Source organism: Streptococcus mitis (assembly GCF_946188695.1).
GTDB classification, from domain to species: domain Bacteria; phylum Bacillota; class Bacilli; order Lactobacillales; family Streptococcaceae; genus Streptococcus; species Streptococcus mitis_DF.
In genome coordinates this window covers 16010-29370 of sequence record NZ_CAMHWI010000019.1, presented here as the reverse complement: position 1 = coordinate 29370, position 13361 = coordinate 16010, and the positions used below count along the sequence as shown (strand labels likewise).

Annotated in this window: 9 protein-coding genes; 2 read left to right on the top strand and 7 right to left on the bottom strand. The window is 40.3% G+C overall.

What is annotated here, in order from left to right:
- Window positions 1-164: 164 nt before the first annotated feature.
- Window positions 165-1076, bottom strand: coding sequence for a DMT family transporter (locus N8L33_RS08265; protein WP_261059571.1), 912 nt, complete (start codon window positions 1074-1076; stop codon window positions 165-167).
- 82 nt (window positions 1077-1158) lie between these two features.
- Entirely contained in the window at window positions 1159-3618 is a 2460-nt protein-coding gene (pbp1b, locus tag N8L33_RS08260; protein ID WP_261059570.1) for a penicillin-binding protein PBP1B, read from the bottom strand.
- Between the two features lie 141 nt (window positions 3619-3759).
- Between pbp1b and tyrS the strand changes: the two genes are divergently transcribed.
- Window positions 3760-5016, top strand: coding sequence for a tyrosine--tRNA ligase (tyrS, locus tag N8L33_RS08255; protein ID WP_261059569.1), 1257 nt, complete (start codon window positions 3760-3762; stop codon window positions 5014-5016).
- A gap of 76 nt (window positions 5017-5092) precedes the next feature.
- On the opposite strand, the gene N8L33_RS08250 is transcribed toward tyrS, so the two are convergent.
- Window positions 5093-7156, bottom strand: a complete 2064-nt coding sequence (locus N8L33_RS08250; protein WP_261059568.1) for a heavy metal translocating P-type ATPase — start codon at window positions 7154-7156, stop codon at window positions 5093-5095.
- A 1-nt stretch (window position 7157) separates the two neighbouring features.
- Window positions 7158-7436, bottom strand: a complete 279-nt coding sequence (locus N8L33_RS08245; protein ID WP_000910910.1) for a DUF6110 family protein — start codon at window positions 7434-7436, stop codon at window positions 7158-7160.
- A 151-nt stretch (window positions 7437-7587) separates the two neighbouring features.
- Here N8L33_RS08245 and N8L33_RS08240 point away from each other — a divergent pair, with 151 nt between their 5' ends.
- Window positions 7588-8436: a putative RNA methyltransferase gene (locus N8L33_RS08240; protein WP_261059567.1), complete on the top strand. Its 849-nt coding sequence runs from the start codon at window positions 7588-7590 to the stop codon at window positions 8434-8436.
- Between the two features lie 353 nt (window positions 8437-8789).
- Here N8L33_RS08240 and N8L33_RS10180 read toward each other — a convergent pair whose 3' ends face one another.
- The 3 genes from N8L33_RS10180 to malQ form a co-directional block, all read right to left on the bottom strand.
- On the bottom strand, window positions 8790-8996 hold the full coding sequence (locus N8L33_RS10180; RefSeq protein ID WP_314725990.1) for a hypothetical protein: 207 nt from the start codon (window positions 8994-8996) through the stop codon (window positions 8790-8792).
- Window positions 8997-9251: 255 nt separating this feature from the next.
- Window positions 9252-11510, bottom strand: a complete 2259-nt coding sequence (glgP, locus tag N8L33_RS08235; protein WP_261059566.1) for a glycogen/starch/alpha-glucan family phosphorylase — start codon at window positions 11508-11510, stop codon at window positions 9252-9254.
- A gap of 25 nt (window positions 11511-11535) precedes the next feature.
- On the bottom strand, window positions 11536-13053 hold the full coding sequence (gene malQ, locus N8L33_RS08230) for a 4-alpha-glucanotransferase (RefSeq protein ID WP_261059565.1): 1518 nt from the start codon (window positions 13051-13053) through the stop codon (window positions 11536-11538).
- Between the last annotated feature and the right edge of the window lie 308 nt (window positions 13054-13361).

Here is a 13361-nt window from a genome sequence, read left to right as displayed (position 1 = left end):
TTTTGTTTGTTTTTAGGTATGATTTTTAGGGATGTGAGATAAAACGTGCTGTCGGTAAAAGCAAGCCCCTACCGATACAACCTAAAAACACTCTTCACAACTATCTCCCCGTGTTTTATTGACTATTCTAGTATAGCACACTTTTAGAATTAAGAAAAGACTTTTTATTTACTTTCTTTCGCTTCTTCTATAGATAAGAAAATCATAGGTAAAATAATCAGGCCCATAGCTAGAAGAAGGGACCAATCCACTACCAAGCCTAAAAACAAAACACTCAAAAGGGCAGAAGACAGAGGTTCACTGGCGCTGATAACGGAAACCACCAAAGGAGAAACCAAGGACACAGCCTTCATGGAAATGAAAAAGGCAAAAGCCGTCCCGAAAAAAGCGATAATGAGGCAAATCAAGATACTCCAAATATCCAGAGTAAAGGAAAGCTGATAAACCGGCGAAAGGACATTGCTAAACAAACCTGCCAAAATCATCCCCCACCCAACCGTGGGTACAAAACCATAGCGCTTCGCGAAAGGTTGGGGCAAGATAACATTAAACATGACCCCCATGGCACTCAACAGACCTGTTATAAGGGCTAGTGGCGTCATGGATAACTGAGAGAGATCGCCTTTTGTCGCCATCAAGCACACGCCCAGCATGGCAATCAAAACATAGAAAATAGCACTTTTTGACGCTCGTTTTTGATAAACCAAGCGATTGTAAAAGAGGATAAAGACAGGGCTAATAAACTGTAAAATAGTTGCTGTCGCTGCATTTGAGTATTCTACACAGAGATAGAAAAAATACTGAACTGAAAAAATCCCTAAAATAGCATATGCTAGAAAGGGAAGGTAATTTTTCTTGTCTCGCCAGATATCTAACACTTGCGATTTTAATTGCATTGCTGACCAAATGAGCACAAGACTCCCTGCCAGTGTCAAACGCATAGAGGTAATCCAGCCAGAGGACACTTGATAATGAGTAAAGAAATATTCTCCTAAAATTCCACAGATTCCCCATATTAAACCGGATAGAAGCGAATAAATGGTTCCTTTAATAATCTTTTTCTGATACTGATTCATACCTTTATTGTAACACGAAAGGAAAAAAGAAAAAAGTGGCAATCAATTGATTAGCCACTTCATTTAGCACAGTTTATAGAACTTATCGTCTCGTCCTTGAAGAAGAAGGTCGTGTAGCACTTGAGTTACTGCTATCGCTAGAACTACCACTTGAACTGCTGGAGCTTGATGGAGTTGGTAGACTCCCCACAATGCTAGACCAAGCATTCTGATAATCCGCATCACTTCCACCAATAGCAAAGCGATAACTGGTCGTTGGCGCTCCTGCCTTATTAGCCCAATAGCTGGTAACAGTCGAACCTGTGACCTCTACCTCTTTTCCTTCAACAGAAACCTTCCCTGGTTTTTGACCTGTTGATTTCAAGACTTCGGATTTTACGACACTAGGATCTAAAGCGAAGCGCTCGTTCCCCCAAATGTTTGGGGAGGCTTGCTGAATCGCATTTACCAGATGAGCCATGTAATTAGAGTTATTGGAATAACCTGCTCTACGTGACAGTGAATGATTATCATCATGCCCAATCCAGCCACCTAGGGTTAATCTAGGTGTCGAAAGCATGAGCCACATATTTTCATCTTGGTTGGTTGTACCAGTCTTCCCAATCCAATCTGCATTAGCCAGATTAGGATTTAAAGAAGTCAGATTCGTCTTGAAGGTTGTTGTCACACGAGAGGATAGAACTTCTCGCAACAAGCCCTGCATAATTGTCGCAGTAGCTTTTGAATAGACTTGAACCGGTTTATCCTGATATTCATACACCACTCTACCATCTGCTGCTTCAATTTTAGAAATTACATGTTTTTTATGATATAGACCATTATTTGCTAGGGTCTGATAGCCATTGGTATGCTGGGCAACTGTGACTTCAATACCACCCCCCATTGGCAGGCTCTCAATACCGTACTCAGGAATCTCGTAACCCATCTTTTCCATATAACCCTTGACATCAACACCCTTTTCACGGAGCATACGATAGGTCCAGTAAGCCGGAATATTCCATGAATAGTTCAGAGCTTCTCCCAAGGTCATCATTCCTGTTCCCTTGCTATTAGCATACATAATCGGATTGCCATTGGCAAAGTTTGTTGGATAGTTAGATAGAATCGTTTCGCTTCCCATCAAGCCCTGGTCAATAGCAATACCGTAGGCCAGCAAAGGTTTGGTAGTAGAAGCTGGTGAGCGCTTGGTATCAAAGGCATGATTATTTTGATTTTCTTGATAATTGCGGCCACCTACAAAGCCTAGAATAGCACCTGTTTGGTTGTCCATCAATACATTCCCTACTTCTACACGACCTGTTCCATCGTCTAAAAGATAGCCATAGTCAGCAACCGCACTTTGCATGGCAGAATGAATTTTCTGGTCTATGGTAGTAGTAATCTTATAACCACCATTTTCAATTTCCTTGGCTGCCAAGTCGCGATAAAACTTCTGAGTTGCCTCATTTTTCAACTCCTTAGCGGAGACATTGTCTCTCTGAGCTAGATAATCATACATACGTTCTTGAGCTTCTGCCAAAGTTGTAAAGTATAAATAGTCTCGTGAAATTCCTGCAACCGTGCCCGATGGTAAAAAGTCCTGTTTAAGATTGTAATCCTTATATTGAGAATACTCGTCTTTGCTTAAGGCACCTGTGCGATACATACTATAAAGAACTGCCTTAGCCCGTCTCAAGCCAATTTCTAAGTCTTCATCACTCTTCAACTCCCCAGTATTTTCATAAGGAGAATAGGTAATGGGACTCTGTGGAAGTCCTGCTAAAAATGCTGCTTGAGGAACAGTCAACTGGCTGGCATCTACACCGAAAATCCCCTCAGCCGCCTGCTGAGCTCCTGCAATATTCTGCCCCTTATTATTTCGGCCAAACGGAGCCACATTGAGATAGGTCGTTAAAATCTCATCCTTATTCATGGCGCGTTCCAAGGCAAGAGCATCCACAATCTCTGTCGCCTTACGAGCCAAGGTCGGCGCATCCCCAACCACCTGCTGTTTAATCAGTTGCTGGGTCAAGGTTGACCCCCCACTTGAGGAACCCAAACCTACAAATTTCCCCAAGGTCGCACGAATCACCGCCTTGGGCACTACACCCTTATGTTCTTTAAAGTGTTCGTCTTCCGTCGCAATGATAGCCTTCTTCAGATTTTCCGAAATTTGCTCAGATGAGATAGAAGTGCGCAACAAATCACTCTCTATGGAAGCAATCACCGTCCCATCCGCATAAGTAATCTCTGAAATAGAAGAGATGTCCTTGACCTGATGTACCAATTCTTCTGTCTGAGGTACCCGTACCTTGTCAAACAAGGCCACCCCGTACCCCAAAGCAATCCCAGCTCCCAACATTCCTCCTAGAAAACCGAGCACAAAGAGTAAGTTAAATAAAGCTTTTATACTCAGTAAAATAGCTGGAAAAATGGCTGGTTTCTCTAAGGATTTAGATTTTTGGACACTTGAGCCTTTCTTGCCAGGGCTAGCTGATTTTTTATTTTTTTGCTGGAAAAATTCCAGCATTTTTCGTTTTAATTCATTTAATTGATTTTGCATGGATTTCCTCACTCTATCTATTATACCACAAAAGGTAAACTTTCAATAAAATAGCCACTTTCTTCCCTATTCTGCTAGGCTATTGCCCAAGTTTGTGATACAATAGTTAGAAACAATAATTTTAAAAAGGAGAAAAGACACATGCACATTTTTGATGAGCTAAAAGAGCGTGGTTTGATTTTTCAAACGACTGATGAAGAAGCTTTGCGTAAAGCCCTAGAAGAAGGTCAAGTTTCTTATTATACTGGCTACGATCCAACTGCTGACAGCCTTCACCTAGGCCACCTTGTCGCAATCTTGACAAGTCGTCGCTTGCAACTAGCAGGTCACAAACCTTATGCGCTCGTTGGCGGTGCTACAGGTCTCATCGGAGATCCGTCCTTCAAAGATGCTGAACGTAGTCTCCAAACAAAAGACACAGTAAATGGCTGGGTCAAGTCTATCCAAGGACAACTTTCTCGTTTTCTTGACTTTGAAAATGGCGAAAATAAAGCTGTCATGGTCAACAACTACGACTGGTTTGGCAGCATCAGCTTCATTGACTTCCTCCGTGATATCGGAAAATACTTTACTGTCAACTACATGATGAGCAAAGAATCTGTGAAAAAACGGATCGAAACAGGGATTTCTTACACTGAGTTTGCCTACCAAATCATGCAAGGTTACGACTTCTTCGTTCTTAACCAAGACCACAATGTAACGCTTCAAATCGGTGGTTCTGACCAGTGGGGAAATATGACAGCTGGTACCGAATTGCTTCGTCGTAAGTCTGACAAAACTGGTCACGTTATCACTGTTCCATTGATTACAGATGCAACTGGTAAGAAATTTGGTAAATCAGAAGGAAACGCAGTCTGGCTCAATCCTGAAAAGACTTCTCCATACGAAATGTACCAATTCTGGATGAATGTTATGGACGCTGACGCTGTTCGCTTCTTGAAAATCTTTACTTTCTTGTCACTTGATGAGATTGAAGAAATCCGCAAACAGTTTGAAGCCGCTCCACACGAACGCTTGGCTCAAAAAGTATTGGCTCGTGAAGTGGTCACACTTGTTCACGGAGAAGAAGCCTACAAAGAAGCCCTTAACATCACTGAGCAACTCTTTGCAGGAAACATTAAAAACCTTTCTGTCAAAGAACTCAAACAAGGACTTCGTGGAGTGCCAAACTACCAAGTTCAAGCAGATGAAAACCACAATATCGTGGAACTGCTCGTTTCATCTGGTGTGGTTAACTCAAAACGCCAAGCCCGTGAAGACGTCCAAAACGGAGCTATCTACGTAAACGGTGACCGTATCCAAGACCTTGACTATGTCTTGACTGACGCAGATAAGTTAGAGAACGAACTAACTGTTATCCGTCGCGGTAAGAAAAAATACTTTGTATTGACTTACTAAACTGTTCAACATTTACCTATAAAAAAAGGAGTTAACCTCGAGAAAGGTAACTCCTTTTTGTTGTTGATAACCACATCTATCTAGCCTTAATAGACAGGCTACGCAGGACTATGCGTAAGGTTGTTAGATTATGTAAGATAGAAAGATTTGAAGGGCTGAGCCAATTAAACAAGCCAAAGCCAATCAAACTACTATTTACGACAACGGTATCTTGAATATTCTTCTTGATGAGTATTTGCAAAGATGATGATAGCGAATCCAACTCTTGGAAGAAATCCAAACGATTATCTAACAATAAGATATCACTCATCTGCTTAGAAATATCTGCGCTCTCATTCATCACCACACCGATATCTGATAGGGTTAGAGCCGCTGAGTCATTCAACCCATCTCCAACCATCAAAATAGTATGACCTGCTTTCTGCAGTTCCTCTACTAACTCAAATTTCCCATCAGGTTTCAAGTCTGTATAGACCTGATCAAAGGGCAAATCTTTGACTAATTCCTCTGTTCTAACCAAGGTGTCCCCTGTTGCCAGAATCAATTTTTTCCCTTGTGCCTTAAGTTTCTCCAAGGCCGCTTTTGCTTCTTTTCTCAAAGGAGTATGAATGCAGAACATTCCAATCAATTCATTCTGGTAGGCTAAGAATAAGAGATTGTAGTGATTCTTGTACTCTTCGATCAAAGCATGTTGTTCCAAACTAATATGAATCTGCTCATCCTGCATCAAGACATAATTCCCAATAACAACTGGTTGCCCATCTATATGGGATTTGATTCCCTTACTTGCGATATATTGGAGTTTCCCATGCATTTCCTCATGTTCAATCCCCTCTATCTCAGCTTGCTTGACAATGGCATTAGCAATAGGATGATAAATGTGTTCCTCAAGACAGGCACTGATTCTGAGAATATCTTCCTCGCTATAGTCCCTAAAAGGTAACACCTTTTCAACTATAGGATAGCTAGTTGTGATTGTTCCTGTCTTATCAAACAAGAAAGTATCAACTTCCAGATATTTCTCTAGAACATCTCCATCCTTAATCACCATTTCACGGTTCAACCCCTCTTTGATAGCTGTCAAATAAGCTACAGGAGTAGAGATTTTCAAAGCGCAGGAGAAATCAACCAATAGGAATGAAATAGCCTTAGAAAAAGAACCTGTTAATAGGTAAGTCAGCCCAGCCCCCAAGAAATTATATTTGACGACCTTGTCCGCCATCTTGATGAAATAGCGTTGTTTCGTTTTCTTATTTTCTTCAGATTTCTTCATCAACTCAATCAGCTGTAAAATACGGCTGTTCATCTGATTATCGGTTACACGAATGCGTAGCTCCCCAGTCTCCAAGACTGTGTTTGCACAAACCAAGTCAGACTCTCTTTTTTCAACCGGAAAACTCTCTCCCGTCAAGGAACTTTCGTTGACCATACCTAAACCTGAAACTACTTGTCCATCAAACAGAATTTCATTTCCTTGAGATAGGACCAAGACATCTCCTATTTGAACAGCGGAACTCTTGATACTAACGACCGTATCGCCCTGTACCAAGAATACATCGCTTTCTTTTGCAAGAAGACTCTGTTCTAAATCTGTTGCAGTTTTTTTCAAGGACCACTGATCTAAATGATTCCCCAAATCAAGCATAAACATGATGTTGCTGGCAGTCTTGGATTGGTTCATAAACAAAGACAATAAAATAGCCGAACAGTCCAAGACTTCCATCGTTAGTTCCTTACGCGCTAGTGTTTGATAGGCTTCTTTAACATATCCAAAAGCCTGATAACAAGTCCATATATAGCGAATAGGAGACGGTACAAGACTACGAAAAAGCACACGCTTAATCGCTGCACCTGAAACGATAGAATAGGCACTCTCTTCTCTACGAACAGGAAGAGTCATCAACTCAGAAACCTTCCCTTTATCAATTCTTTTTAAAAAGGCTTCTGCATTATCTAATACAGAAAAGCCTTCTTTTATGCGTAGAGTAAAGTGCTGTTGATCCATGTAAAACTGGATAGACTCAATTCCCTTCTCATCTCTCGCCAAGGAACGAAGATAGTCTTGAATATCCAAGGTAAGCGAAAAAGAAGATGATAGTCGGATATGTTGATATCCTCTATATAGCACTTTAAAAGACATATTATTCTCCTATAAGGCTATCTAATTGCTCTTCTTTTTTCTCTTGCTCGTACAAATATTTGGCATCTTGCAAGACATCGTCTCCATGTTGTTTCACAACAGAAACAGATGCATCTAGCCCGTCTTTCAACTTGTAAGCCTTAGCCAAAGCTTTAGAATAACCTTTTTTAGCTTCCTTACTTGCCAAGATTTTCAAACCAAGGGTACCAAATGCGACACCACCCAAAAAGAGTGATGATTTTTTCGCAACTTTTGCAACGGTTAGTACTTCTTTTAACATACTTATTTCCTCCTTATCATTATTATATAGCAATTTAGATATAAAAGCAATTTCATTCTATAAATTGGAGAATTAGTTTTATTTCTACTGAATCTCCCATCTACTTATTCCTAAAGTTGCTTTCATTTGCCTCTTTTGATACACTTAAACTATGAATACAAATCTCAAACCCAAACTCCAGCGTTTTGCTTCTGCAACTGCCTTTGCCTGTCCTATCTGCCAAGAAAATCTAGCTCTGGTAGAGAGCAGCCTCAAATGTAGCAATCGCCATTCTTTTGACTTGGCTAAATTTGGCTATGTCAATCTGGCACCTCAAATCAAGCAATCTGCTAACTACGACAAGGAAAACTTTCAAAACCGTCAACAAATCCTAGAAGCCGGCTTTTATCAGGCTATCTTAGAGACTATATCTGACTTGTTAGCAAATTCAGAAACTAGCACCACAGTCTTAGATATTGGCTGTGGCGAAGGCTTTTATTCTCGTAAACTTCAAGAAAATCACCCTGAAAAAACCTTCTATGCCTTTGATATTTCCAAAGATTCTGTCCAAATCGCTGCCAAGAGCGAACCCAACTGGGCAGTCAATTGGTTCGTTGGCGACCTAGCTCGTCTCCCTATAAAAGACGCCAGCATGGACATTCTGCTTGATATCTTTTCGCCTGCCAACTATGGAGAATTTCGTCGCGTTTTATCCAAAGACGGTATCTTGATAAAGGTTATTCCAACTAAAAATCACCTCAAAGAAATCCGTCAAAGAGTACAGGACCAGCTGACAAACAAGGATTATTCTAATCAAGATATCAAGGAGCATTTCCAGGAACACTTTACCATCCTATCTAACCAAACGGCCTCTCTGACTAAAACTATCACAGCAGATCAGCTCCAAGCCCTACTCAGTATGACTCCTCTCCTCTTTCACATCGACCAGAGCAAGATTGACTGGAGCCAATTGACAGAGATTACCATTGAAGCAGAGATTCTGGTTGGGAAAGCATTCTGAACCAGACTCCCCAAAGGTACAAAACTTACCGAAAATCTTCAATATTACAAAAACGCATAAGAACAGGTACAAAAACCTTAATCTTATGCGTTTTGTTATGCAAAAATCACTGGAGTTTCTATACACATTAAGTGGAAATCTTTGAAACCAGTTCTTTTAATAACCATTGAATACCATATACTACATTTGCCCCAAATATGATATAGGCCGTATAAATCAAGTATTTCGATTTCTCCCGCCTCAAAGAATAGATCTTGTACAAAATAGATAAATTTAAAATAATAAATAACAGAGACAAAATCTTCCCTCCAAAATAAATCTTAAAAGTAGGCAGTCAGGCATATACCTCATATTTATTTTCGATTTGAAATAACAAATTTATCAATAAATAGCAATTGATATAAAGCAAGTACAGACCCCCAGAAACTACCTCGAAGAGAGATTTCTTGATGATTGAGAGGAAACAAATCGTGATTACCTATATAGAGGCAGGTCAAAATGATAAATAAAATCCAAAATAAATCAGTCCATCTATATTTTGAAAAATATTTTTTCCACATAAAAACACCTTCTTTCCTACAATCATATTATAATACTTTATGTAAGCGAATACAAGGAATATGAGGTAATCAACTAAGAAGAAACATGAGGTTGAAGACAGTAAAAACCAGCATTTAAAGCCTTCACTGTATCTAGGATTTCCCTATTTTTAGACAAAATTGATCCAAATCCACAGCATTCAAATAAAGAGGCAAAAAAGCGAATTTCAATCGAAACTCGCTTTTTTACAAAATGTATTAGTATAAACTTGTATCTTAGTTCAAGTGCCAGATATCTTCGTTATACTGAGCGATTGTACGGTCAGATGAGAAGAATCCTGCTTTAGAAATGTTAACGATAACTTTGTCCAACCATGCGTCACGGTCTTCGTAGTCAGCCAACATTTGCTCTTTGACTTTGATGTAGTCTTCCAAGTCAAGAAGAGTCATGAACCAGTCTTTGTTAATCAATTCATTGTAAAGACGTTCCAAGCGCTCTTTGTTTCCAGCTGCAAGAACTGCATCGCTAACGATGAAGTCAACCAATGGTTTGATAGCTTCACGAGCGTAGAATTCGCTTGATTTGTAAGCTGCTTTTGCGTAAAGGTCGATAACAGTTTCTGAATCTTCACCAAAGATGTAGATGTTTTCGTCGCCAACCAACTCAGCGATTTCCACGTTAGCACCGTCCATAGTACCAAGAGTCAAAGCTCCGTTCAACATGAATTTCATGTTACCAGTACCTGAAGCTTCTTTAGAAGCAAGTGAGATTTGTTCTGAGATATCACATGCTGGGATAAGGAAGCTTGCTGCAGTAACGTTGTAGTTTTCAACCATAACAACTTGCAAGTGTGGAGCAACTGCTGGATCGTTAGCAATAACTTCTGACATGCAAAGAATCAAGTGGATGATGTCTTGAGCGATTGTGTAGGCTGGAGCTGCTTTACCACCAAATAAGATTGTGATTGGACGAGCAGGAATGTTACCAGCTTTGATGTCAAGATATTTGTGGATCACGTACAAGGCGTTCATTTGTTGGCGTTTGTACTCGTGAAGACGTTTGATTTGGATATCAAAGATAGAGTTTGGATTGATTTCCACACCTTGGTGTTCTTTCAAGTGGCGAGCCAATTTACGTTTGTTGTGAGCCTTGATGCTTTCCAATTTTTCTTTGACAGCTGCTTTGTCTTCATAAGACAAAAGTTTTTCAAGTTCATCTGCTTCATGGTGCCAACCTTCTCCAAGAATCTCATCCAAGTAGTGAGATAGTCTTGGGTTAGCATGCATGAGCCAACGACGGAAAGTGATACCGTTTGTTTTGTTATTGAATTTTTCTGGGTAAAGGTCGTAGAAGGCTTTCAACTCAGAGTTCTTCAAGATTTCAGTATGAAGTGCTGCTACCCCGTTAACGCTGTATCCGTAGTGGATATCCATGTGGGCCATGTGAACACGTCCGCTCTCATCGATAATTTGAACAGCTGGATCTTTGTATTCTGCTTTCACGCGACGGTCCAATTCTTCGATGATTGGTACCAAGTGAGGAACCACTTCTTGCAAGAATTCAAGAGGCCATTTTTCAAGGGCTTCAGCAAGGATTGTGTGGTTAGTGTAGGCAGTCATGCTACGAACGATTGAGATTGCTTCGTCAAGCTCGATACCACGTGCAGTCAAAAGACGGATTAATTCAGGGATAACCATTGATGGGTGAGTATCGTTGATTTGTACAACGGCATAATCAGCAAGGTCATGCAAGTTGCTTCCTTTTTCGATTGCTTCGTCGATGATCAATTGTGCACCATTTGAAACCATGAAGTATTGTTGGAAGATACGGAGCAATTCACCTTGACGGTCACTATCATCTGGGTAAAGGAAGAGAGTCAAGTTGCGAGCGATATCTGTCTTGTCAAAGTTGATACCATCTTTAATAATAGAAGAATCAACTGAATCCAAGTCAAACAAACGCAAGCGGTTTTTAGTTGCTGTTTCATAACCAGTAACATCAATATCGTAAAGAGTTGATGTCAAAGTAAAGTCTGCAAATGGTACTTTGTAGCTACGACTTGAGCGAACCAACCAGTTTTGCTCTGTCAACCATGCATTTGGAATTGTTTCTTGTTGGTTGTTTTTAAGAACTTGTTGGAAAAGACCAAAGTGGTAGTTTAGACCAACACCGTCACCATTCAAACCAAGAGTAGCAATTGAGTCGATAAAGCAGGCAGCCAAACGTCCCAAACCACCATTACCAAGAGATGGTTCCAATTCAACTTCTTCGACTTCGATCAAGTCTTTACCTGCAGCAGCAAGTTCTTTTTTGACATCGTCGTAAAGACCAAGGTTAATCAAGTTGTTTGACAAGAGTTTACCAATCAAGAACTCAGCTGAGATATAGTAAACTTTCTTTTTACCAGTGTTGACTGGTTTTTGGCTGCTTGCAAGCTTGCTGTAGTTAAGAAGAGCAAGGTAAAGCTCTTCATTGCTACATTCTGCAATGGTTTTATTGTAACGATTTTGTACAAATTCTTGTAGTGATAACATGTTTAAGGTGTCTCCTGATATTGTTTTATTTCTTTAATTCTACCAAATTTTCATTAATTCGTCGATAGATTGTTGTCAAGTCAAGCAAACCTTCCTCGACAGCTGGTGTCAATTGCTCTTCAGTCATACGCCAAGACCAGTTTCCACCAAGGGTAGATGGGAAGTTCATACGAGCTGTCTCATCCAATTCTAGCAAATCTTGCATAGTTGCAATTGCCATGAAGCTAACTGATGAAAAGACTGTACGAAGCATAGCGTGGGGAACTGTTTCGTATTCTTTACGGTTAGTGTAGCGAGCCATGTACTCACGAGTCGCATCATCGATCTCGTTACGGTACCAACCAAGGACCGTGTTGTTATCGTGAGTTCCTGTGTACATAACTGAGTTAGCAGGTGCCAAATGTGGGCTATCGATGCTTTCGTCTTCTGGGTTGAAGGCAAATTGAAGAATCTTCATTCCTGGGAAGCCAGTACGTTCACGCAATTCGATAACTTCATCAGTCATGAAGCCAAGATCTTCAGCGATGATATTTAGCTCACCAAGTTCTTCCTTAACGGCTGCAAAAAGCTTGTATCCCGGACCTTTCACCCACTCACCAGGTGCTGCTGTATCGGAACCAGCAGGGATTTCCCAGTAAGATTCGAAACCACGGAAGTGGTCGATACGAACGATATCGTAGATTTTGAAGCTTTCACGCAAGCGTTCAATCCACCATTTGTAACCATCTTTGTCCATTGCTTCCCAGTCATAGATTGGGTTACCCCAAAGCTGACCAGTTGCAGAAAACTCATCTGGTGGGCATCCTGCGATGCAAGTAGCCTTACCGTTGACATCTGTCTTGAAGAGATGTGGATTTGCCCACATATCGCTTGAATCTTCCGCTACGTAGATTGGCATGTCCCCAACGATTTCGATGTGATTGTCGTTAGCGTAAGCTTTCAATTTCAACCATTGTTGGAAGAAGAAGTATTGAGTCACACGGTGGTAAACCAACTTGTCTGCCAATTGCTCACGATAGCTTTCAAGCGCTGAAGCTTTACGAACGCGAGCATCAGCATCTGGCCATTCAGTCCAAGCAAGATTTTCAAAATGCTCTTTGATAGCCATATACTCAGCAAAGAGCTCAAGCCATGATTGGTTGTCTTGAGCAAATTTCTCAAAATCTTTAACATCTCCGACTTCAAAGAAACGTTTCACCGCTTTTTCTAAAAGAGGACGACGTGCATAGTAAATCTTAGCATAGTCAACTTCAGACGCATCGCTACCAAAGTCAACTCCTTCAAGGTCACTTGCTTCCAACAAACCTTGCTCCACCAAGATATCCAAATCGATAAAATGAGTGTTTCCTGCGAAGGCTGAGAAAGATTGGTAAGGAGAATCTCCGTAACTAGTTGTTCCTAATGGAAGGATTTGCCAGTAACGTTGTTTTGTACGGACCAAGAAATCAACGAAGTCGTAAGCACTTTGACCAAATGACCCGATTCCGTAGGCTCCTGGGAGAGAAGAGATGTGCATCAACACACCACTTTGACGTTTTTTCATAAACAACACCTCGTGTATTTGTAGTTTAATTTTTCATTTTTGGGCGCAAACGTTTGCGTTAATATAAGTATACTTCATTTTTGGAAGAATTGCAAGCGGTTTTAAAAAAACTTTTTGATTATTTTTTAAAAAAACTTGTCCTTATTTATGTATACATATACATTTCTTCTTTTCTATTTGCAAAATCTTCTTCAACTACAAATAGAAGGCTCAACTTAGCTTACTTTTGGTCTAGAGCAATTTATTTTTTGTTCAAAATCTAGGCAATCGTTTCCCTAAATAATTTCAGTAAAAGCATGAAAATATAT